The organism is Streptomyces lydicus (assembly GCF_000717345.1).
GTDB classification, from domain to species: Bacteria; Actinomycetota; Actinomycetes; order Streptomycetales; family Streptomycetaceae; genus Streptomyces; species Streptomyces lydicus.
On the sequence record NZ_JNZA01000031.1, the window covers coordinates 117428 to 139649 of the forward strand.

General features: G+C 74.8%; 16 protein-coding genes and 1 pseudogene. 11 read left to right on the forward strand and 6 right to left on the reverse strand.

Annotated features, from left to right (window positions below):
• Position 1 precedes the first annotated feature (1 nt).
• Both OO62_RS26495 and OO62_RS26500 read left to right on the forward strand, forming a co-directional pair.
• A complete protein-coding gene (locus tag OO62_RS26495; RefSeq protein WP_078617361.1) occupies positions 2-982 on the forward strand; it encodes an SGNH/GDSL hydrolase family protein in 981 nt (326 codons plus the stop codon).
• Positions 979-4596 carry a hydantoinase B/oxoprolinase family protein gene (locus OO62_RS26500; RefSeq protein ID WP_033270093.1) on the forward strand — a complete coding sequence of 1206 codons (3618 nt, stop codon included), beginning with the start codon at positions 979-981 and terminating at the stop codon, positions 4594-4596. Before OO62_RS26495 ends, OO62_RS26500 begins: the two co-directional genes overlap by 4 nt.
• On the opposite strand, the gene OO62_RS26505 is transcribed toward OO62_RS26500, so the two are convergent.
• From OO62_RS26505 to OO62_RS26515, 3 genes are read right to left on the reverse strand one after another with little or no spacing between them, the layout of a single operon-like run.
• Entirely contained in the window at positions 4593-5471 is an 879-nt protein-coding gene (locus OO62_RS26505) for a 5-oxoprolinase subunit C family protein (protein WP_033270094.1), read from the reverse strand. The genes OO62_RS26500 and OO62_RS26505 overlap by 4 nt on opposite strands.
• Positions 5468-6118 carry a 5-oxoprolinase subunit PxpB gene (gene pxpB, locus OO62_RS26510; RefSeq protein WP_033270095.1) on the reverse strand — a complete coding sequence of 217 codons (651 nt, stop codon included), beginning with the start codon at positions 6116-6118 and terminating at the stop codon, positions 5468-5470. The genes OO62_RS26505 and pxpB overlap by 4 nt, the downstream gene beginning before the upstream one ends.
• Positions 6115-6909 carry a LamB/YcsF family protein gene (locus OO62_RS26515; protein WP_051733611.1) on the reverse strand — a complete coding sequence of 265 codons (795 nt, stop codon included), beginning with the start codon at positions 6907-6909 and terminating at the stop codon, positions 6115-6117. The genes pxpB and OO62_RS26515 overlap by 4 nt, the downstream gene beginning before the upstream one ends.
• A 319-nt stretch (positions 6910-7228) precedes the next feature.
• Here OO62_RS26515 and OO62_RS26520 point away from each other — a divergent pair, with 319 nt between their 5' ends.
• From OO62_RS26520 to OO62_RS26555, 8 genes are all read left to right on the forward strand, one after another.
• On the forward strand, positions 7229-7972 hold the full coding sequence (locus OO62_RS26520) for a GntR family transcriptional regulator (protein WP_033270096.1): 744 nt from the start codon (positions 7229-7231) through the stop codon (positions 7970-7972).
• A 148-nt stretch (positions 7973-8120) separates the two neighbouring features.
• Complete coding sequence (locus OO62_RS26525) at positions 8121-8831, forward strand: DUF969 domain-containing protein (RefSeq protein WP_033270097.1); 711 nt, start codon at positions 8121-8123, stop codon at positions 8829-8831.
• Positions 8828-9796 carry a DUF979 domain-containing protein gene (locus tag OO62_RS26530; protein ID WP_033270098.1) on the forward strand — a complete coding sequence of 323 codons (969 nt, stop codon included), beginning with the start codon at positions 8828-8830 and terminating at the stop codon, positions 9794-9796. The genes OO62_RS26525 and OO62_RS26530 overlap by 4 nt, the downstream gene beginning before the upstream one ends.
• Before the next feature lie 112 nt (positions 9797-9908).
• A complete protein-coding gene (pcp, locus tag OO62_RS26535) occupies positions 9909-10553 on the forward strand; it encodes a pyroglutamyl-peptidase I (protein ID WP_033270099.1) in 645 nt (214 codons plus the stop codon).
• Entirely contained in the window at positions 10550-11635 is a 1086-nt protein-coding gene (locus tag OO62_RS26540) for a DUF2891 domain-containing protein (protein ID WP_051733612.1), read from the forward strand. The genes pcp and OO62_RS26540 overlap by 4 nt, the downstream gene beginning before the upstream one ends.
• A 120-nt stretch (positions 11636-11755) precedes the next feature.
• Positions 11756-13279 (forward strand): hypothetical protein, encoded by a 1524-nt coding sequence (locus OO62_RS26545; protein ID WP_051733613.1) that lies wholly within the window; start codon positions 11756-11758, stop codon positions 13277-13279.
• 130 nt (positions 13280-13409) lie between these two features.
• The gene (locus OO62_RS26550) at positions 13410-14381 is read left to right on the forward strand and encodes a hypothetical protein (RefSeq protein WP_078617362.1); all 972 of its coding nucleotides are present in this window, start codon (positions 13410-13412) and stop codon (positions 14379-14381) included.
• A gap of 57 nt (positions 14382-14438) precedes the next feature.
• On the forward strand, positions 14439-19127 hold the full coding sequence (locus tag OO62_RS26555) for a coiled-coil domain-containing protein (protein ID WP_033270100.1): 4689 nt from the start codon (positions 14439-14441) through the stop codon (positions 19125-19127).
• A gap of 42 nt (positions 19128-19169) precedes the next feature.
• Here the strand turns inward: OO62_RS26555 and OO62_RS36600 are convergent.
• Positions 19170-20065: pseudogene (locus OO62_RS36600) on the reverse strand (zinc-binding dehydrogenase).
• A gap of 230 nt (positions 20066-20295) precedes the next feature.
• Positions 20296-21102: an IclR family transcriptional regulator gene (locus OO62_RS26565; RefSeq protein WP_033270101.1), complete on the reverse strand. Its 807-nt coding sequence runs from the start codon at positions 21100-21102 to the stop codon at positions 20296-20298.
• Between the two features lie 161 nt (positions 21103-21263).
• Here OO62_RS26565 and OO62_RS26570 point away from each other — a divergent pair, with 161 nt between their 5' ends.
• Positions 21264-21593 carry a bifunctional 3-phenylpropionate/cinnamic acid dioxygenase ferredoxin subunit gene (locus OO62_RS26570; protein WP_033270102.1) on the forward strand — a complete coding sequence of 110 codons (330 nt, stop codon included), beginning with the start codon at positions 21264-21266 and terminating at the stop codon, positions 21591-21593.
• Positions 21594-21622: 29 nt separating this feature from the next.
• Here OO62_RS26570 and OO62_RS26575 read toward each other — a convergent pair whose 3' ends face one another.
• Positions 21623-22111, reverse strand: coding sequence for a hypothetical protein (locus OO62_RS26575; RefSeq protein ID WP_228332622.1), 489 nt, complete (start codon positions 22109-22111; stop codon positions 21623-21625).
• Between the last annotated feature and the right edge of the window lie 111 nt (positions 22112-22222).

Here is a 22222-nt window from a genome sequence, read left to right on the forward strand (position 1 = left end):
CATGGCGTCCGAGGGAGTGGCGGCACCCGACTCCGGGGCGGCCGGTGGCGCCGCGGGCCCGTACCGCTTCGTCGCGCTCGGCGATTCGCTGACCGAGGGGCTGGGCGATCCCGTACGGGGCGGCGGCTGGCGCGGCTGGGCGGCCCTGCTCGCCGACGCGCTCGGCGAGACGCCCGGCAGCGTCGCGCTGGTCAACCTGGCGCGGAGCGGGGCGCTGGCGGCGGACATCGCCGAACGGCAGCTGCCCGCCGCGCGCGAGCTGACGCCGCGGTACGTCTCGCTGGTCGTCGGCGCGAACGACACCCTGCGGGACGCCTTCGCCATCGAACGCGTCGCGGCCGCCCTGGACCTGGCGCACGGCGCGCTGAGCGCCGACGGGGCCGTGGTGCTGACCGCGTGCCTGCCCGATCCGGGGCGGATGCTCGGGCTGCCCGCGCCGCTGGCCCGTCCGCTGGCGCGCCGGATGCGGGCCGTCAACACCGTGGTCCACGCCGTCTCCGCCCGCTACGGGGGCGTGCATCTGCACCTGGCCGACCACCCCTGGGTCACCGACCGCGGCTCGTGGAGCGTGGACCGGCTGCATCCCAGCGAGCGTGGCCACCGGCTGCTGGCCCGCGCCTTCCACGCGGCGCTCGCCGACACCGGCCTGCCCGTCGGGCGGCCGCCCGCCCTCACCCTCGACGGCCGGCCCCCGAGCCGCGCCGGGTCCGCCCTGTGGATGGCGACCAGGGGCACGCGCTGGGTCGCCGCCCGGTGCACGGATCTGCTGCCCGGCCTGCTCGCCCTGGCCGTCAAGGAGTGCCGGCACGGTCTGGCGGGCACCGGGCGGCTGCTGGACGCCGCCGCCGACCAGGCCACCCGCGGCGCGCTCACCGCACTCGGCGCGGACCGCCTGCCGAAGGACCCCGCCACCCCGCCGGCCGCCGACCGTGTGCCCGAAGACATCGCCACCGCGCCGGGCGCTGCGACAATGACAGGGTGACGACCGGACGCTGGGAGTTCTGGATCGACCGCGGCGGCACCTTCACGGACGTCGTCGGCCGGCGCCCGGACGGGCGGCTGGTCACCGGCAAGCTGCTCTCCCATCACCCCGAGCGCTATCGGGACGCGGCGGTGGCCGGCATCCGGATGATGCTGGGCCTCGGGCCCGACGAACCGGTGCCCGCCGAGCGGGTCTCCGTCGTCAAGATGGGCACCACCGTCGCCACCAACGCCCTCCTGGAACGCACCGGCGAACCGACCGTACTGCTGATCACCGAGGGCTTCCGGGACGCGCTGCGGATCGCGTACCAGAACCGGCCGCGGATCTTCGACCGGCACATCGTGCTGCCCGAGGCGCTCTACGACCGGGTGATCGAAGTGCCGGAGCGGATCGGCGCACACGGCGAGCCGGTCCGGCCGCTGGACCCCGAACGGGTCCGTGCGGCGCTGCTGCGGGCCCGGGCCGACGGGCTGCGCAGCGCCGCCGTCGTCCTGCTGCACGGCTACCGCCACGCCGACCACGAACGGGCCGTCGCCGAGCTGGCCAGGCGCGCCGGCTTCACACAGGTCAGCTGCTCGCACGAGGTCAGCCCGCTGATGAAGCTGGTACCGCGCGGCGACACCACCGTCGTCGACGCCTACCTTTCCCCGATCCTGCGCCGCTACGTCGACGAGATCGCCGCCCAACTCCCCGGCATCCGGCTGATGTTCATGCAGTCCAACGGCGGGCTGCGGCAGGCCGCGCACTTCCGCGGCAAGGACGCCGTGCTGTCCGGGCCGGCCGGCGGCGTCGTCGGCATGGTCCGCACCGCCGCCGAGGCCGGCGACGGCCACGACCGGGTGATCGGCTTCGACATGGGCGGCACCTCCACCGACGTGTCGCACTACGCCGGCGAGTTCGAGCGGGTCTTCGGCAACGAGGTCGCCGGCGTGCGGATGCGCGCCCCCATGATGAACATCCACACCGTCGCGGCGGGCGGCGGCTCCGTCCTGCACTTCGACGGCCGCCGCTACCGGGTCGGCCCCGACTCGGCCGGCGCCGACCCCGGACCGGCCTGCTACCGGCGCGGCGGCCCGCTCACCGTCACCGACGCCAATGTGATGCTCGGCCGCATCCAGCCCGCCCACTTTCCCGCGGTGTTCGGGCCGGACGGCGACCGGCCGCTGGACGACCGGACGGTCCGCGACCGGTTCACCGAGCTGGCCGCCCGGGCCGCCGCCGAGACCGGCGACGACCGCGGCCCCGAGGAGGTCGCCGCCGGGTTCCTGGAGATCGCGGTGCTCAACATGGCCAACGCGGTCAAGAAGATCTCCGTCCAGCGCGGCCACGACATCACCCGCTACGCCCTCACCAGCTTCGGCGGCGCCGGCGGCCAGCACGCCTGCGCGGTCGCCGACGCCCTGGGCATCGACACGGTCCTGGTGCCGCCGCTGGCCGGGGTGCTCTCCGCGTACGGCATCGGTGTCGCCGACGCCACCGCGATGCGCGAGCAGGCGGTCGAGGCCGAGTTCACCGACCCCGCGGCCGTCGACCGGGTACACGAGGTGTGCCGCACGCTCGCCGGGCAGACCCGCCGCGAACTCCTCGACGACGGCGTGCCCGACGCCTCCGTCACCACCCGCGCCCGGGTGCTGGTCCGCTACGCCGGCACCGACGCCACGCTCGGCGTGCCGCTCGCCGACGCCGAGGCCATGGCCGCCGCCTTCGAGGAGGCGCACCGTGAGCGCTACGCCTTCACCATGGACAAGCCGCTGGTCGCCGAGGCGGTCTCGGTCGAGGCGCGAGGCGAGGCCGGCGGGGCCCGCGGCTACGAGGTGCCCTCCGGCGGCCGGGAGGGCGAGCTGCGGCCCGCGGCGACGGTCCGGATGTACGCGGGCGGCCGCTGGCGGGACACCGGCCTCTACCGGCGTACCGACCTGCGCCCCGGCGACACCCTCACCGGCCCGGCGGTCATCGCCGAGGAGGACGCGACCACGGTCCTCGACCCCGACTGGCAGGCGGCCATGGGCGACCGCGGCCACCTCGTCCTGACCCGGACCGAGCCGCGCACCGGCCGGGTCGCGGTGGGCACCGAGGCCGACCCGGTGATGCTGGAGGTCTTCAACAGCCTCTTCATGGCCATCGCCGAGCAGATGGGCGTCCGCCTGGAGAACACCGCACACTCGGTCAACATCAAGGAGCGCCTCGACTTCTCCTGCGCGCTCTTCGACGCCGAGGGCAATCTGATCGCCAACGCCCCGCACATCCCGGTGCACCTGGGCTCCATGGGGGAGTCCATCAAGGAGGTGCTCAGGCGGCGCCGCGACGACATGCGGCCGGGCGATGTGTACGCGGTCAACGACCCCTACCACGGGGGCACCCACCTCCCGGACGTCACGGTCGTCACCCCCGTGTTCACCGCCGAGGGCGACGAACTGCTCTTTCTGGTGGCCTCGCGCGGCCACCACGCCGAGATCGGCGGCATCACCCCCGGCTCGATGCCCGCCTTCAGCCGGACGATCGAGGAGGAGGGCGTCCTCTTCGACAACTGGCTGCTGGTCCGTGACGGGAAACTGCGCGAGCAGGAGACCCGCGCCCTGCTCGCCGCCGGCCCGTACCCCTCCCGCGCGCCGGACGCCAACCTCGCCGACCTGCGCGCCCAGATCGCCGCCAACGAGAAGGGCATCCACGAACTCCGCCGGATGACCGAGCAGTTCGGCCTGGACGTGGTGCGCGCCTACATGGGGCACGTCCAGGACAACGCCGAGGAATCCGTACGCCGGATCCTCGCCGGGCTGTCCGACGGCAGCTGCCGCTACGAGACCGACAGCGGCGCGGAGATCCACGTCGCGCTGACCGTCGACCGCGCCGCCCGCAGCGCCGTGCTGGACTTCGCCGGCACCTCCCCGCAGACGCCGGGCAACGCCAACGCGCCCAGCTCGGTGGTGATGGCGGCCGTGCTGTACGTCTTCCGCACGCTGGTCGGTGAGGACATCCCGCTCAACAGCGGCTGCCTCAAGCCCCTCCAGGTCCGCATCCCGGAGGGCTCGATGCTCGCCCCCGCCTACCCGGCGGCCACCGTCGCAGGAAATGTGGAGACCTCCCAGGCGGTCACCGGCGCGCTCTACGCCGCCCTCGGCGTCCAGGCGGAGGGCTCCGGCACGATGAACAACCTGACCTTCGGCAACGACCGGGTGCAGTACTACGAGACCGTCGCCAGCGGCTCGGGTGCCGGAGACGGCTTCGACGGCGCGGACGCCGTGCAGACCCACATGACCAACTCCCGGCTGACCGACCCCGAAGTGCTGGAGTGGCGCTACCCCGTCCGCGTCGACAGCTTCGCCATCCGGGACGGCAGCGGCGGCCGCGGCCGCTGGCACGGCGGCTGCGGCGTCGAACGCCGGCTGCGCTTCCTGGAGCCGATGACCCTGGCCCTGCTGACCAACCACCGCCGGGTCCCGCCGTACGGCATGGCGGGCGGCGCCCCGGGTGCGCTCGGCGCCAACTCCCTGGAACGGGCGGACGGTTCGCACGAGGAGCTGCGGGGCTGCGACACCGCGGAGGCGGGCGTGGACGACGTCCTGGTGATGCGCACCCCGGGCGGCGGGGGGTACGGGGCGCCGGACACGCCCTAGGTCTGTCCGCCCTGCCGCAGGCGCAGGAACCGTACCGGGGTGCCCGGCACCGCCTGCGCCGCGGGCGCCAGGAAGCGTTCGGGGACGACGCCGACGACCGGGTAGCCTCCGGTGGTGGGGTGGTCGTGCAGGAACAGCACCGGCTGGCCGTTGGGCGGGACCTGAAGGGCGCCCAACGGCATTCCCTCGCTGGGGAGTTCACCGGGGCGGGCGCGTTCCAGCGGCGGGCCCTCGGTGCGCAGCCCGATGCGGTTGCCGGCCGGGGAGACCCGGAAGCGGCCGGTGGTGAGGGTGCGCAGGCCGGCCTCGGTGAACCACGCGTCGCGCGGGCCGGGCAGGAACGGCAGGAGCAGCTCGGTGACCGGGCCGGCGTGCGGGACGGCGTCGGCGGCGGCGGGCGGGCCGTGCGGCGCGCCCAGCGGCAGCACGGCACCGTCGGTGAGCGGGTCGGGGCCCAGCCCGGAGAGCAGGTCGGTGGAGCGGCTGCCGAGCACCTCCTCGGCCTCGATGCCGCCGGCGAAGGCGAGATAGGAGCGCAGCCCGTGGGTGGCGGGTCCGGCGTCCAGGACGGCGCCCGCCGGGACGTGGCACGGGGCGCCCCAGGGGGCGGGGCGGCCGTCGACGGTCACCGGGCAGGGGGCGCCGGTGACCGCGACGGTGGTGGCCCGGCGGACCCGTACGGCGCAGCCCGTCAGCATCGTCTCCAGCGTGGCGGCCGACTCGGGGTTGCCGACCAGGCGGTTGCCGAGGCGGTGCGCGGGCGCGTCGAGGGCGCCGGAGCGCGGCACCCCGAGGTGGGCGTGGCCGGGCCGGCCGAGGTCCTGGACGATGGTGAGCGCGCCGGCCCGCACCACCGAGAAGGCGCGGTCGCTCACCGGGCGGTCTCCACGGGGACGAAGCGGACGCGGGTGCCGGGCGCGAGCAGTGCCGCGGGTTCGCGGCGCGGGTCCCACAGCACGGCGTCGGTGGTGCCGATCAGCTGCCAGCCACCGGGGGAGGAGCGCGGGTAGACCCCGGTGTACGGGCCGGCCAGCCCGACGGAGCCGACCGGGACCTTGGTACGGGGGGTGTCCCGGCGCGGTACGTGCAGCGGCTCGGGCAGCCCGGTCAGATAGCCGAAGCCGGGCGCGAACCCGCAGAAGGCGACGTGGAACGCGGTGCCGGAGTGCCGCCGGACCACCTCGTCGGGGGTGCTGCCCCACAGGGCGGCGACGTCGGCGAGGTCCGGGCCGTCGTAGCGCACCGGGATCTCCACGGTGGGCCGGCCGGCGGCGGTCAGCGGCGGGATGTCCCAGGTGGCGAGCTCGGCGATCAGTCCGCGGGGGTCGGCCAGACCGTCGAGGAAGACCGTGCGGGCGGCCGGCACGATCTCGCCGCGTCGCTCCGACGGGGCACCGCCGCCGGCCCACGGCAGGGCGTCGGCCGCGGCCCGGCGCAGCAGCTCGGCGTGCAGCGCCTCGACCTCCTCGGCGTCGTCCAGTTCGATCAGCAGCCCGTGTTCGCCGACCGGCAGCGGCCTCATGCGAAGCTCCGCAGGCGCACCCCGGCCGCGGTCAGCTCGGACCGCACCCGCCGGGCGAGGCCGGCCGCGCCGGGGGTGTCGCCGTGCAGGCACAGTGAGCGCGCGGCGACCGCGATCCGCCGGCCGCCGAGGGAGGTGACGGCCCGGTCGCGGGCCATGCCGACGGCGCGCTTGACCACCTCGTCCGGGTCGTGGACCACCGCGCCCGGATCCCGGCGCGGGACGAGGGTGCCCTGGTCGGTGTAGGCGCGGTCGGCGAACGCCTCGGCGACGACGGGGAGTTGTGCGTTCCGGGCGGCCTCGTGCAGCCGCGAACCGGGCAGGCCGAGGACCGGCAGCGCGCCGCCCGCGGCACGGACGCCGGCGACGACCGCACCGGCCTGCTCCGCGTCGTGCGCACAGCGGTTGTAGAGCGCGCCGTGCGGTTTGACGTAGGCGACGCGGGTGCCGGCGGCGCGGGCGAAGACCTCCAGCGCGCCGATCTGGTAGGTGATCTCGTCGGCCAGCTCGTCCGGCGGGACGTCCATGGCGCGGCGGCCGAAGCCGGCCAGATCGCGGTAGGAGACCTGGGCGCCGACGACCACGCCGCGCTCGGCGGCCAGCTCGCACACCCGGCGCATCGTGGCGGGGTCGCCGGCGTGGAAGCCGCAGGCGACGTTGGCGCTGGTGACGACGGACAGCAGGGCCTCGTCGTCGGTGAGCTGCCAGCGGCCGAAGCCCTCGCCGAGGTCGGCGTTGAGGTCGATGACGGGAGCATCCGCACAGTCCACGGCGTCCACCGCGTCGGTCATGTCGGTCCGTTCCAGAAGTGCTCGGTGCCGGGCGGGCGGGCCGGGTGCGGGGCACCGCGGCCCGGGTTTTCGGGCGGGGGCGGACGGGAACGTTCGGGCCGGCCGGCCCTATCCGTAGTGACTCTCCCCCGAGGGCCATCGAGCCGACCGGCGTTGGGGACAACGTAGAGGATCGTTCAACGATCCGACAAGAGGTCTGCGCCGTTCGGTGGGAGCTCCGTTGTTTTGTCCCCTCAGGTGGGATTGACTTCCGCTCGATACGGCACCCGGACGGCCCGACCCGGCCGCCCGGCACGGTACGAGAGCGGGGAGCGGCGGCATGGCCGGCGGAGTGGCGAAGAACGATCAGCGGCGGCTCGCCGAGGTCGCGGGACTGGAACGGGACCGCGCCCTGCTGGGCCGCGCCAGCACCGCCGAGCGGGTCGCCGACATCCTGCGCGACCGGATCGCCGAGGGCTACTTCGCGCCCGGCGCCCGGCTCTCCGAGGAGAGCATCGGCGGGGCGCTGGGCGTCTCGCGCAACACCCTGCGGGAGGCGTTCCGGCTGCTGACGCACGAGCGGCTGCTGGTGCACGAGCTGAACCGCGGGGTCTTCGTGCGGGTGGTGACCGTCGAGGACCTGGACGACATCTACCGGGTGCGCATGCTGGTGGAGTGCGCGGCGGTCCGGGGCCTGGGGAAGGGGCCGTACGACGACCGCGTGCGCGAGGCCCTCGCGGCGATCGAGGCCGCGGTGCAGGCCGGTGAGGCCGCCTCCGGTGAGCGGGCCTGGCAGGACCTCTCGACCGCCAACATCCGCTTCCATCAGGGCATCGTGGCCCTGGCGGGCAGCCCGCGCACCGACGAGCTGATGCGCGGCGTGCTGGCCGAGCTCCGGCTGGTCTTCCACGTCATGGCCGACCCCCGGCGGTTCCACGCGCCCTATCTCACCCGCAACCGCCAGATCGTCGAGGCGCTGCAGGCGGGCGATGCCGCCGAGGCCGAACGGCTGCTGGGGTCCTACCTGGAGGACTCGCGGGTCCAGTTGTCCGGGGCGTACGCCCAGCGCATCGCGGAGCAGTGACCGGGGTTCCGGGGAGCGGATGCGGAAGGTTTCAGGATTCCCCTTGGCAGACCTCTTGTCGGATCGTTGAACAATCGCCTAGCCTCCGCTGCATCTCCTCACCCCTCTCCCCGGACCCGTAGGGGTCCCGTACGCGGAAGGCGGATCCATGATCGTCCTCCTCGGCGTGCTCGTGGTCGTGCTCGGCTTCGCCACGAAACGCAATCCCCTCCTGGTCGTGGGGGTGGCGGGCATCGCCACCGGCCTCCTGGGCGGACTCTCACCCGGCAAGGTGCTCGCCGCCTTCGGCGAGGGCTTCGCCGGCAGCCGGGCGGTGACCATCTTCGCGATCACCCTGCCGGTCATCGGCCTCCTGGAGCGCTACGGCCTCCAGGAGCAGGCCCGCAACCTCATCGCCCGGTTCGGCCGGCTCACCACCGGCCGCTTCCTGGCGCTCTATCTGGGCCTGCGGCAGATCGGCGCCGCGGTCGGACTGACCAACGTCTTCGGGCACGCCCAGACCGTCCGGCCGCTCGCCGTCCCGATGGCCGAGGGCGCCGCCGAGCGCAAGTACGGGGCCCTGCCGGACCGCACCCGCGAGAAGGTCCGGTCGTTCTCCGCCAGCGCGGACAACATCGGCCTGTTCTTCGGGGAGGACGTCTTCCTCGCCGTCGGCTCGATCCTGCTGATCACCGGCTTCGTCAACACCACCTACGGCACCCACCTCGAACCGCTGCACCTCGCGCTGTGGGCGATCCCCACCGCCGTGTGCGCCTTCGTGGTCCACGGCTGGCGACTGCTGCGCCTGGACCGCCAGTTGGAGCGCGAGCTGCTCACCGCCGACGTCCAGCCCAGTGCCGCAGTGGAGGCAGCCCAGTGATCAAGGCAGAGTGGTTCTACTGGCTGGTCGGCCTCAGCTTCCTGGTGATGGCCTCTCAGATGGTCACCGACCGCAGCAACCCCAAGCGCTACGGCACCGGCGCCTTCTGGGGCCTGATCGGCGCCGGCTTCATCTACAGCAGCTGGGTCGTCACCAAGCAGGCCCCGGCCGAGCCGCTGGGCGTCGCCGTCCTCGTCATGGCGGCGCTGGCCGGCTTCGGCTTCACCGGCCGCGGCACCCCGCGCACCACCACCACCGAGGAACGCGCCGCCAGCGCCGCCCGGTTCGGCAACCGGCTGTTCGTCCCCGCGCTCACCATCCCGGTCGTCGCCATGGCCTGCGCCATCGGCGTCAAGCACCTCTCCTTCGGGGGCGAGCCGGTCCTCCAGCAGGGCAGCGAAACGATCCTGGGCCTGGGCATCGGGGCCGTCGTCGCCCTCGTCGTCGGCATGGTCATGCTGCGCGAGAAGCGGCTCTCGGTCCCCGTGCAGTCCGGCCGTTCCATGCTGGAGGCGATGGGCTGGGCGATGCTGCTGCCGCAGATGCTGGCCACGCTGGGCGCCATCTTCCAGGTCTCCGGAGTCGGTGACCAGGTCGGCAAGCTCACCACGTCGGTCCTGCCGAAGGACTCCCTCGTGATCGCGATCGTCGTCTACTGCGTCGGCATGTTCGCGTTCACCATCATCATGGGCAACGCCTTCGCCGCCTTCCCGGTGATGACCGCGGCCGTCGGCTGGCCCGTCCTGATCGGGCACTTCCACGGCAACGCCGCCGCGGTCCTGGCCATCGGCATGCTCGCCGGCTTCTGCGGCACCCTCGTGACCCCCATGGCGGCCAACTTCAACATCGTCCCGGCCGCCCTGCTGGAGCTGAAGGACCAGTACGGGCCCATCAAGGCCCAACTGCCCACCGCGGGCGTCCTGCTGGGCTGCAACATCGTGATCATGACGCTGTTCGCCTTCTGAGGCGGGCCGCATCCGGGCGGACGGCCCCGCCGCCGGCGCCCCGCCGTCCGCCACACCCTCCTGCGCACGCCCCCGTCTGTGCCCTTTCGCACCCCGCACCAAGGATGACCGTATGACCCGGGTACTGCTGACCGGATTCGCCCCCTTCGACGGGGAAAGCGTCAATCCCTCCTGGCAGGCGGTCCGCGCCGCCGCCGACGAACCGCCCGCCGGAATCGAGGTGTCCGCCGCCGAACTGCCCTGCGTCTACGGCGCGTCGGTGGCCGTGCTGCGCGCCGCCATCGAGGAGGCCCGCCCCGAGATAGTCGTCTGCGTCGGCCAGGCGGGCGGCCGCCCCGACATCACCGTCGAACGCGTCGCGATCAACGTCGACGACGCCCGGATCCCCGACTCGTCCGGCGCCGAACCGATCGACGAGCCGATCGTGCCCGGCGGCCCCGCCGCGTACTTCGCCACCCTCCCCGTCAAGGCGTGCGTCGCGGCGGTCCGCGCCGCCGGACTGCCCGCCTCCGTCTCCAACACCGCCGGCACCTTCGTCTGCAACCACGTCTTCTACGGCCTCGCCCACCTCCTCGCCACCGAACTCCCCGGTGTCCGCGGCGGGTTCGTGCACGTCCCCTACGTGCCCGAGCAGGTCACCGACCGCTCGCAGCCCTCGCTCCCGGCCGCCGCGGTCACCCGTGCCCTCCACGAGATCATGGTGGCGGCCGCGCACACCCGGACCGATGTCCGCCTCGCCGGCGGGGCGCTGCATTGAGCGGCGACGGCCAAGGCGCGCGGGCCACCGGACTCGCCGAGCACGCCGGCCGGTTCGCCGCCCTGGCACTGGCCAACGTCACCCGCGCCTACCCCTACGCCCCGATGCACCTGCTGGCCGGCCCCGAGGACCTGGTGCCGCCGCAGACACTCCACCCCGCCTTCCACGGGTCGTACGACTGGCACTCCTCGGTCCACATGCACTGGCTGTTGGTGCGGCTGCTGCGCCGCTGCCCGGACCGGGTCCCCCGGGACGCGGTCACCGGCGTCCTCGACGCCCGCCTCACCCCCGCCCACCTCGCCGCCGAAACGGCCTACCTCCGGGCCCATCCGTCCTTCGAGCGGCCCTACGGGTGGGCCTGGCTGCTGGCGCTGGCCGCCGAGTGCCGGACGCTCGGCGGCGCGGCGGGGGAGCGCTGGTCGGCGGCGCTGGCCCCCGCTGCCGAGGCCGTCGAGGCGCTGCTGCTCGGCTGGCTGCGGCGGGCCACCTATCCGGTGCGCCACGGCACCCACACCAACAGCGCGTTCGCGCTCGGCCTGGTCCTGGACTGCGCGGCGGCGGCCGGCCGCCCCGCCCTCGTCGCGCCCGTCACCGGGACCCTGCGGCGCTGGTTCGCCGACGACCACGACGCGCCCGCCCACTGGGAGCCCTCCGGGCAGGACTTCCTCTCCCCGGCGCTCACCGAGGCCGAGGCGATGAGCCGGGTGCTGCCACCCGCGGAATTCGCGCCGTGGCTTGCGCGGTTCCTGCCCGGGGCCGAGCGCCGGGCCCCCGCCGGGCTGCTCGCCCCGCCCACCGTCTCCGACCCCGCCGACCCCCAGATCGGCCACCTCGTCGGGTTGTCGCTGAGCCGGGCGGCCGCGCTGCGCCGGATCGCCGCGGCCCTGCCCGGCGGCGACCCGCGCACCGCCGTCCTCGAAGCGGTGGCCCGCGACCACCTCGTCGCCGGCCTGCCGCACTGCGTCTCGGGGGACTTCACCGCAGACCACTGGCTCGCCACCTTCGCGGCGCTGGCGCTGGACGGGCCGCCGGCCGGGCACGGGACCTGGCGGCCGACCGCGCCGGACCGCACCGTAAACTGATCCGCCGGCCCCGGCGACCCGTTCGGCTGCCCGCCGTCAACGGACCCACCGGCCGTTCCACCCATGAGCGGATCCGCGCCGTTTCGTCCGTTGTCAGTGCGAGCGCCTACTCTGTGCGACGTGACTTTTCCCGCCCCGGGGCCCGCTGCGCCCCAGCTCAACGGGGTCAACCGACCCGCTCCGGGCCCGGCCGCCGACGAGGGCCTGGCCCGCCGGCTGCGCGCCCTCGCGTGCACCGCGCCGCTGCACGACCTCGACGTGCGCAAGGCCAACCTCGCGGGCGAGTACGGGGTCTACGCGATGGCGGAGGTGGCGCTCGCCGTCATCGACCTCGTCACCCTCAACATGGACTTCGACACCGGCGCCGACCACGAGGAGATAGTGGCGAAGGTGCTCCCCCGGGTGGCCGCCCAGACCCCCGGCCGCCCCGCGGGCGAGCACGAGCGGGTGGCCCGCTGGGTGCTGGAGAACCTCATCAACGTCGGCAGCGTCGACCGCGGCTTCCGTGCCGTGTACGGCACCTTCACCACCGACGGTGAGTACGTCCGCCGCGACTACGACTTCAAGCTGATCGAGGAGGTCCCCGGCGCCGGTGGCAGCGTCTACCTCCGGGCCACCGACGAAGCGGTCAACGTCCTGGTCGGCGCGCTCGACACGGACGTCACCAGCGCCCAGATCGCCGCCGAGGTCAAGCTGGAGGTGCTGATCAACCGCGGCCGGCTGGCCGACGCGCAGCTCGCCGCCGAGCAGGCGCGCTACCGCACCGTCCAGTACGCCGAGACGCTCCGCCGGACCCTGGACGCCACCCGGCGCAACGTCCGCGCGGTCGACTGGCTGGAGACCGTCCCCGACATGATCAACGAGGCGCTCGACCACGTCGCGGACCGCTACCGCCACGAGAACGCCATTCTCACCAACATCCGCAAGGCCCGCGACGAGACGGAGGAGCCGGAGCACAAGCGGCGCGCCGCCGAGCTCGTCGACATCGTCAAGGACTGCATCCGCCGCCACACCCAGCTCCAGTCCCGGCTGCTGGAGGCCGGCCCGCTCTTCCGCGCCGAGCAGGACCGGCAGGCGTTCGCCACACCCGTCGCCCGCGCCGGACTCGACCTGTACGGCCAGCTCGTCGCGCCCCTGCTGCCGCTCCCCGCCGAGCAGGCCCTCCGGGTCACCGACGCCTTCTTCGCCCAGGGCACCGGCCTGCGCACCCCCGCCGCCGTCCGCGTCGGCGACCTCGTGGAGATGCTGCTCACCCCGCCCGTGGAGCGCGAGCACCTCGGCGCCGAGATGCCCGAGCCCGACCTGGTCGCCACCCCCGCCGACAGCCGCTTCAGCGAGGCGCAGTTCGACGCCGCCACGGCGCTGCTCGACCTGCCCGCCGACGCGCCCCGCAGGCTCTCCGGCCTGCTGGCCGAAGCGCGCCGCAGCGACCCCGAACTCCCTTACCTCGTCGCCCTGTTGGCGGTGCACGCCGCCAGCCCGCCGGTGGGCACCGCCTACCGCCAGGGCGAACAGCAGCTGCTCTTCGCCGTCGACGACGGCACGGAGCTGGCGGACCCCGAGTTCGGCGGCGCCGACCTCATCGTCGGCACCGCCCTGCTCGACGCGGCCGGCATGGCCGCCGACCGCTCGGAGGTGGCCTGATGCGCCGGCCCGCCCCACCGATACCCGTCCGGCCGCCCGGCGTCCGCCGTCACCGGACCGCGCCCCACGACCTCCCGCCCGCGCACCGGCGGGAGTGCACCCCGACCGTCCCCCACAAGGAGCCTGCCCCGTGACCCAGTACGACGCCGACGAGGTGCCGCAGCCGGACCCGGCGCCCGGGAGCGGCGAGCCGGGCCGGGGCCTGCCCACCGCCGACACCGAGCCGGCGCGGCCGTTCACCGAGCGCACGGCCCCGCTCGACCAGGGGAGGGCCCCGGCCGTCACCCCGGCCGACGCCGCCGACGCGGCCCGGCTGGTCTCCTTCGGCCTCCAGCCCAAGCTGCTGCCGGCCCGCGACGCCGAGTACGGCGAACTGCTGCGCCGCTACCGCGACGAGCCCGCCTTCGCCCGGCTCGCCGACGCCGTCGCCGGCGGCCTCGGCCTGGTCGTCCTGGAGGTCTCCACCCGCGCGGGGATGGCCGTCACGGCCGCCGAGGACTCCGTCTTCGCCGTCCGCATGGGCGACTACGCCCGCCGCGCCGCCGCCGACTCCGCCGACCGCTTCCTGCACGGCCTGGCGCACCTCGCGGTCGCCGCGCTGGCGTTCCCCCGCCCCGAGGACCTCGCCGACGACGGCTACATCGGCCGGATCACCGTCAACGGCGTCGACGCCTTCGTACGGCAGGCGTGCCGCCGCCTGGAGGAGCGCGCCGAGCAGGACGGCGAGAACACCGACCCGGTCACCGACGCCCCGGGCCTGGAGGCCGCCTGGCGGATCTACGCCCGCCGCAGCGCCACCGGCGCCACCAAGGACGCCCGGCGGCTGGCCGGTTCGACGACCGGCATCATCGCCAAGGCCGTCACCTTCCTCGTCGACTCCGGCTTCCTCCAGCGCACCGGCGACGACGCCGGCGGCGCCTACCGCACCACCGCCCGCTACCAGCTCCAGGTCCGCGACATGGCCGGCACCGCCGCCATGGCCGAGCTGCTGGAGCTGGGCATCGTCCCGGTCGCCGACGGCAGCGCCTCGCTGCTCCCCGGCGAGGAAACCGACGACCTCGACCTGGTCGCCGACGCCGGCCTGCCGTTCCACTCCGGCTGACCCGCGCCCACCACCGCACCCCCCACCGCCCCACCGCCACGACAACGAGAGTCCGCCATGTACGAGCTGTCCAGGGTCCGCCTCTACTCCATCGGGCCCGCCGGTGCGCGCTACGCCGACACCGTGCTGGACCTGCGCGGTGTCGGCGCGCCCGTGCCCCGGCCGGCGCCGGCGCAGGCGGACTTCTTCGAGGACGAACCGGTCGGGCCGCCGCGCCGCCCCGCCCCGGCCGGCGTGCTCTTCCTGGAGAACGGCGGCGGCAAGTCCGTCCTGCTCAAGCTGATCTTCTCGGTGATGCTGCCCGGTCACCGCAACACCCTGGGCGGCGCCAGCTCCGGCGTGCTGCGCAAGTTCCTGCTCGCCGACGACTGCGGCCACGTCGCGCTGGAGTGGCAGCACGTCCTCACCGGCGAGAGCGTGGTCGTCGGCAAGGTCAGCGAGTGGCGCGGCCGGCAGGTCTCCAACGACCCGAGGAAGTTCGCCGAAGCCTGGTACAGCTTCCGTCCCGGGCCCGGTATGAGCCTGGACGCGCTGCCCGTCGCCGAGGCCACCGTCGTCCGCCCGCGCCAGGAGGGCGGCGAGGGCAGCTCCGGTGCCCAGGGCCGCCGCCGCACGATGAAGGGCTTCCGCGACGTCCTCACCGAGGCCGGGAAGAACTACCCCAATCTGGACGTCGTCTGGGAAGAGATCCACGAGCGCTGGAACGAGCACCTCGGCGAGCTGGGCCTGGACCCGGAACTCTTCCGCTACCAGCGGGAGATGAACGCCGACGAGGGCGAGGCGGCCGGCCTGTTCGCGGTGAAGAACGACTCGGACTTCACCGACCTGCTGCTGCGCGCCGTCACCGACACCCGCGACACCGACGGCCTCGCCGACCTCGTCCACGGCTTCGCCCACAAGCTCGGCCGGCGCGCCGAACTGACCGCCGAGCGGGACTTCACCGCCGGCTCCCTCGACCTGCTCTCCCGCATCGCCGACGCCGCCGAGCAGCGCGAGCGGGCCCGCGAGGTGCACGCCGGCGCCGAGCGCCGCACCCGCGCCCTGGCCCAGCGGCTGCACGCCCGGGGTACCGAGGAGCGCGGCCGCACCGCCGAGCTGGCCGAACAGGTCGCCGCCGCGGCCCACCGCGTCACCGACGCCGGGCAGGTCCGCGAGCGCCGCTCCCTGGTCGCCGCCGAACTCGCCTACCGGCACGCCTCGCTGGCGCTGGCCGCCGCCGAGAAGGGTGCCGCCGCCCAGCGCCGGGAGCTCAACGACGCCCGTACGCTGCACAGCGCCTGGCAGGCCGCCGAGATCGTACTGCGGCACCGCGCCGCCGCCGACCGCTCGGCGCGGGTCGCCGCCGCCATCCGCGAGGCCGAGCGGGACGCCGCCCCGGCGCTCGCCGCCCGCGCCACCGCCGCCGCCGACCTGGTCCGCGCCCTGCACGCCGCGGCCGAGGCCGGCGAGCGGATCGCCAACGAGGAGGAGGAGCGGTCCGCCGCCCTCCAGGAGGCCGGCGAGTCCGCGCACCGTGACGCGACCACGGCCGCCACCCACGCCCAGCGCGCCCGCAGCGAGGCCGAGCACCTCAAGCAGCGGCTCGCCGAGGTCGCCGAGGAGACCGCCGAGGCCGTCCGGGCCGGCTGGCTGGACGACAGCGCGCCGGACGCCGACCCGGCCCGGGCCGCGCTCGCCGCCTCGGACGCCGAGAAGACCGCCGTCGAGGCGTGGGACTCGGCCCGTGAAACGGCGCGGCAGGCCACCGACCGCGCCCGCGAGGCGACCTCCCGGCACTCCGCGGCGGAGCTGGCCGCGGCCCGCGCCGAGGACGCCGCCGAGGCCGCCGGCCGGGCGTACGAGGCCGAGCGCCGGGCCGCCGAGTCCATCGGCGCCGAACAGCGCCTCGCCGACCTGCTCGGACTGCCGCAGTCCGAGGCGAAGACCCTCGGCGTGCCCGGCCCGCGCACCGCCACCCCCGGTACGGACCAGGGCGCCCCGCGCCGCTCCGCCACCGCGGGGCCGCTGACGGCCGAGGAGCTGGACCGCAACGCCGACGAGCTGCGGGACCTGCTGGAGGGCGGCGTGTCCGCCGCCGAACGGCAGCTGTTCGAGCTGCGCACGGCCGCCGCCGACGACGCGCGGATCCTGGGCGCGCTGGGCGACGGCGGTCTGCTGCCGCCCGGGCCCGATGTGCTGGCCGCCGTGGAGTACCTCGGCGAGCACGGCGTCCCCGCGCTGCCCGGATGGCGCTACCTCGCCCAGTCCGTCGACCCCGCCGACCACGCCCGGGTGCTCGCCGCCCGCCCCGAGCTCGTCGACGGCGTGATCATCACCGACCCGGAGACCCATGCCCGGGCCCGCGAGGTGCTCGGCCAGGCCGCGCTGCTGCCGCGCTCCGCGGTCGCCGTCGGTACCGCCGCCGCGCTGCTCGCCCCGACCCCGGCCCCCGACGAGCGGGACTCCGGTGTCTTCCTCGTGCCGCCGAACCCGGCGATGCACGACGAGTCCGCCGCCGACGAGGAGCGCCAGGCGCTGCGGGCGCGGGCCATAGAGCGCGACGAGGAGATCCGCGCGCTGGCCGCCCGGCTCGCCGGTGACCGCGCGCTGGCCGCCCGCCTCGGTTCCTGGCGCGCGGGCTGCCCGGCCGGCCGGCTCGCCGAGCTGGCCGAGGCCGCCGAGGAGACCCGTACGGCCGCCGACGAGGCCGCCGCCGAGCTGGCCGAGTCCCGTGCGGTCCGTGCCGAGGCCGACGAGGTCGCCGCCGAGGCCACCCGGGTGCGCGACGAGCGGCAGGAGACCGCCCAGCGCGCCCGCCGCGCCGCCGACCTGCTGGCCGGGCTCGCCCACCGGCTGCGCGAGCGCTCCTCCTGGCAGTCCCGGCTGCGCGAACTCGCCGACGAGGCGGCGGAGTTCGAGGCCCGCGCCGAGGAGTGCGTGGACCGCGCCCGGGCCGCCGACGAGGACCGCAGGGCCGCCCAGCGCGCCGCCGACGACGCCCGGCGCACCGCCCGCGCGCTGCGCGCCGAGCGCGCCGAGATCGCCGGTGTGCCGGACGACCTCGGCGAGGCCCCCGACGGCGCGAACGCCTCGCTGCCCGCCCTGCGCGAGGCGTACCGGGCCGCCTCCCAGCTCTACGAGAAGGTCGGCGTCGGTGCCGATCTGCGGGCCGAGCAGGCCCGCGCCGAGGGCGACGAGTCCGCGTCCCTGGCCGAGCTGAACCGCCTCACCAACAAGGTGCGTACCCGCGCCGAGGCCCTGCTGGAGAGCCCGGACGCCGCCGACGGCCCGTCCCGGCAGGCCGCCGCGGCCCGCGCCGAATCGCTGGTGCAGATGCTGGAGAGCCGGGCCTCGGCCGCCAGTGAGCAGCTGGGCCGGCTGCGCGGCGAGGCCGAGCGGCTGGCTCCCACGGACGGCGGGGCGCACACCGAGCTGCCCGAGGAGCTGGTGCCCGCGGACGCCGACCGCGCCAAGGAACTGCTGCGCACCGCCTCCGGTGAACTGGCCACCGCCACCGACGCGTTGGAGAGCACCCGGGCACAGCACGAGGAGCTGCTGCGCGCCCACCGCGCGGCCGAGGACGCGGCCGGCGGCTTCGACGAGACCGCCGCCCTGCTGCGCGATCTGCTGCGCGACCACCAGGACTCCGAGGAGGGCGCCGACGAGCGGATCGAGCCGTACGCCGGCTCCCTCGCGGAGGCCCGGCAGGCCGCCGCCGAGTCCCGCCGCTCGCTGCGCGGCTGCGCCGCCGACCTCTCGACCGCCGAGTCCGCGGTCCGCGAGGCCGCCGACGTCCTCGTACGGCACGCCAACTCCTCGCGCTACGAACAGGTCCGCACCCCCGCCCGGCAGCAGATCAGGGAACTGCCCGCCGCGGCGCTGCCGGACCACGCCGCGAAGTGGGCGGAGGCGTTCGCGCCCCGGCTGCGAGTGCTCACCGATGAACTGGCGCAGTTGGAACGCAACCGCGACTCGATCGTCGACCGGCTGCGCGGCCTGGTGGAGTCGTCGCTGACCACGCTGCGCGCCGCCCAGCGGTTGTCCCGGCTGCCGGAGGGGCTGGGGGAGTGGTCGGGGCAGGAGTTCCTGCGGATCCGTTTCGAGGACCCGGACCAGGCCACCCTCACCGAGCGGCTGGGCGAGGTCATCGACGAGGCGACCCGCGCGGCGGTCAGGAAGAACAGCGATCTGCGGCGGGACGGGATGTCCCTGCTGCTGCGCGGGGTGAGCGCGGCGCTTCAGCCGCGCGGGGTGGCCGTGGAGATCCTCAAGCCGGACGCGGTGCTGCGCGCCGAGCGGGTGCCGGTCGGGCAGATGGGCGACGTCTTCTCCGGGGGCCAGCTGCTGACCGCGGCCATCGCCCTGTACTGCACGATGGCGGCGCTGCGCAGCAACGACCGGGGCCGGGACAAGCAGCGGCACGCCGGCACGCTGTTCCTGGACAACCCCATCGGCCGCGCCAACGCCACGTACCTGCTGGAGCTTCAGCGCGCCGTCGCCGATGCGCTCGGCGTGCAGCTGCTGTACACGACGGGCCTGTTCGACACCACCGCGCTCGCCGAGTTCCCGCTGGTCATCCGGCTGCGCAATGACGCGGACCTGCGGGCCGGCCTGAAGTACATCAGCGTCGAGGAGCACCTGCGGCCGGGCCTGCCGCAGCAGGACCCGGCCGGGGAGGCGGTGCACGGTCAGATCACGGCGACCCGGATGTACCGGCGCCCGGAGGAGCCGGCGACCGAGGAGGCTGTGGACGAGACCGCCGGGTGAGGCACCTGCGCGGGGAGCGCACCGGGTCGCCGTGGGCCGGGGTCACAGCGACACCACCGACCGCAGGACCTCCCCGCGCCGCATCTTGGCGAAGGCCGTTTCGAGGTCGTCGAGCGTGACGGTCTCGCTGACGAAGCGCTCCAGATCGAGCTTGCCGCGCAGGAACAGATCGATCAGCACCGGGAAGTCGCGGCGGGGCAGGCAGTCGCCGTACCACGAGGACTTCAGCGCGCCGCCACGGCCGAAGAGGTCGATCAGCGGCAGCTCGATCTTCATCTCGGGGTCGGGCACACCGACCTGCACCAGGGTGCCGGCCAGGTCCCGCATGTAGAAGCCCTGGCGGTAGGTCTCGGGGCGGCCGACCGCGTCGATGACGACATCGGCGCCGTGCCCGCCGGTCAGGCTGCGGACCGCCTCGACCGGGTCCGTGCCACGGGAGTTGACGGTGTCGGTGGCACCGAACCGCTCGGCGGCGTCCAGCTTGCCGTCGTCCAGGTCGATGGCGATGACCCGGCGCGCCCCGGCGATCGAGGCGCCGGCGATGGCGGCGTTGCCGACGCCTCCGCAGCCGATGACGGCGACGGTGTCGCCGCTGCCGACGCGTTGCGGGAGTCGAAGCAGTACCAGGGCCGGCCCCGGCGGCAGGAGCGGCAATTGCCGCAGGGCGCCCGCCAGGCGAGGACCACGTAGTCGCCGGGGGCCGGCTCGGCGACATCGGGCCCGACGGCCTCGACGACACCGGCGGCCTCGTGCCCGAGGAGATAGGGAAACGCGTCGCCGATCGCGCCGTCGCGATAGTGCAGATCGGTGTGGCACACCCCGCACGCCTGGACGGACACGAGCACCTCGCCCGGACCGGGATCCGGTACGAGGATCGGCAGCACCTCGACGGGCGCGCCCTTCTTGAGGGCGACGACGGCGCGGGCTTCGTGCGGCATGTCTCACTCCTAAACAGCGCCTGCGGTGCGGCAGGGGCGGGCGACGCGCGTGCGGTGGCACGGATGCCTGTGAGGGGTGGGAGTGGTGCGCTGAGCTGGGAGCGGGGACGGTGGTGGAGGGCGCTCCACCACCGTCCCCGGTGTTGCCTATAACGCGCTAGGTTGCGCGATAGGAGACATGCTGGAAGTCCGTCAGCAATCCGTCAAGGGGCGGTTTTCCGCAACGCGGTTCACCCTCCGTACCCCATCCGGCGGGACAGCTCCACGGCCGCCCGGGCGGCCCGCTCGGCGAGTTCGGGGAGCCGCTGCCGCGCCATCCGGTACGCCGGTCCCGAGACGCCGATCGCGCCGATCACCTGGCCGTCGTGGGCCCGCACCGGCGCCGCCACCGCGTTCAGTCCGATCTCCAACTCCTCGCTGGTGCAGGCGAAACCGTCCTCCAGCGCGGCGGTCAGCTGCGCGCGCAGGCCGGACGCCGTGGTCAGGGTGTTCTCGGTGAAGCGCGCCAACTTGCGGGTCGCCAGGCTCTCCCGCCGCTCGTGCGGCAGGTGTGCCAGCAGCACCTTGCCGCTGGCGGTGGCGTGCAACGGGGTGCGCCGCCCCAGCCAGTTGTACGCGGTGACCGCGGCGGCGCCCCTGGCCTGCATGATGTTCACCGCGGCATCGCCGTCCAGCACCGCGATGTTGGCGGTCTCCCCGGTGTCGTCGGCCAGCGCCCGGCACACCGGCTGGCCCTCCTGCGAGATGTCCAGCCGGATCGCGGCGGCGCCGGCCAGCCGCAGCACCCCGGCGCCCAGGTAGTACTTCCCGCGCTCCCGCTCCTGCTCGACCAGCCCGCGGTGCTCCAGCACCCCGAGGATCCGGAACGCGGTGGACTTGTGGACCCCCAGCTCCTCGGAGATCTCCGTCACCCCCGCCTCGCCCAGCTTGGCCAGGATCTCCAGCACGCTCACCGCCCGGTCCACGGACTGGACGGATCCCGCCCCGCCGCGCCGCTCCTCGGACCGGTCGTCCGCAGTCCCGCTCGTGTTCGACATGGGTCTTCGTGTCACCACCCGTAGGCCCCCGTCGGGCGTGTCCGAGGGCAACTCCCGGGAAGCCCTTGACGGCCCGCACTCCGCCTTGGATTCTGTTGCGCATCGCGCTCTGCGATGCGTTATTCAGAACACATGATACCGATCAGCGCGAGGGGGGCCAGATGATTCCCGTCTGCCGCATCGAGGACCTGCCCGAGGGTGAGTCCGTACGGATCGAGATCGACGACGCCACACCGGCCATCGCGGTGTTCCACGCCGAGGGTGGTTTCTACGCCGTCGACGACACCTGCAGCCATCAGGACGCCTCGCTCTCCGAGGGTTGGGTCGAGGGCTGCTTCGTCGAGTGCCCGCTGCACGCCGCCCTGTTCGACCTGCGCACCGGGGCCCCGACCTGCCTGCCGGCCCGCCGCCCGGTCCGCACCCACGAGGTGAGCGTCCTGGACGGAATGGTCCATGTCCGCCCCGCCGTACGGGAGGAAGCGGTGGCGTAAGCGATCCCGGCCGGGCGTCCGGGAGCCCCTCAGGCCGCCGCGCGGTCCACCGGCGACCGGCCGCCGCGGGACTCCCGCCGCTCCTGGCGCCGGGCCCGGCGGCGTTCGCGGCGCAGCTCGCGGGCGGTGCTGCTGGGCTGGGACCGTACGCCGTGACGCTGGATCCAGACCTGCCGGGTCACCCAGACGTCCAGCACGCCCCAGGTGGCGACGACGGTGCTGGCGACCGTGCTGAGGACCGCGGGGAACGCGTACCAGGAGCCCGCCAGGGTGCACAGGAACGCCACCATGGCCTGAATCAGCGTGAGCGCCACGATGATGACGGCGCGCACCGCGGCCGTGCGCACCGGATCGGGCATGCGAGTCCGCTCCGCCGGCTCTTCCTGCCACAACGGCTGCCTGCCGGTGTCCATGAAAGCGTCACACTCCCCGCACTCTCCCCGTGTGTCCGGCTGTTTGGTGGCTGCCCGGTTTTCGCCGGGTACATGCCCATGTCGTCGGACCCCGTCGCCTTCCATGGTCACGTACCGAAGGTGGGCCGGATGCCGCGGGGTAGAGCAGTTCCGGCCAACTGTGCGGGTGTGCTGCCGGAGGAGGGCAGGGCGCTTCCACCGGGACTGACGGGTGGA

Excerpts from the sequence above, each read along its gene's own strand:
- OO62_RS26495 (WP_078617361.1), top strand. The coding sequence starts at position 2 with ATGGCGTCCGAGGGAGTGGCGGCACCCGACTCCGGGGCGGCCGGTGGC.
- pxpB (WP_033270095.1), bottom strand. The coding sequence starts at position 6,118 with ATGAGGCCGCTGCCGGTCGGCGAACACGGGCTGCTGATCGAACTGGAC.
- OO62_RS26515 (WP_051733611.1), bottom strand. The coding sequence starts at position 6,909 with ATGACCGACGCGGTGGACGCCGTGGACTGTGCGGATGCTCCCGTCATC.
- OO62_RS26520 (WP_033270096.1), top strand. The coding sequence starts at position 7,229 with ATGGCCGGCGGAGTGGCGAAGAACGATCAGCGGCGGCTCGCCGAGGTC.
- OO62_RS26525 (WP_033270097.1), top strand. The coding sequence starts at position 8,121 with ATGATCGTCCTCCTCGGCGTGCTCGTGGTCGTGCTCGGCTTCGCCACG.
- pcp (WP_033270099.1), top strand. The coding sequence starts at position 9,909 with ATGACCCGGGTACTGCTGACCGGATTCGCCCCCTTCGACGGGGAAAGC.
- OO62_RS26555 (WP_033270100.1), top strand. The coding sequence starts at position 14,439 with ATGTACGAGCTGTCCAGGGTCCGCCTCTACTCCATCGGGCCCGCCGGT.
- OO62_RS26565 (WP_033270101.1), bottom strand. The coding sequence starts at position 21,102 with ATGTCGAACACGAGCGGGACTGCGGACGACCGGTCCGAGGAGCGGCGC.
- OO62_RS26570 (WP_033270102.1), top strand. The coding sequence starts at position 21,264 with ATGATTCCCGTCTGCCGCATCGAGGACCTGCCCGAGGGTGAGTCCGTA.
- OO62_RS26575 (WP_228332622.1), bottom strand. The coding sequence starts at position 22,111 with ATGGAAGGCGACGGGGTCCGACGACATGGGCATGTACCCGGCGAAAAC.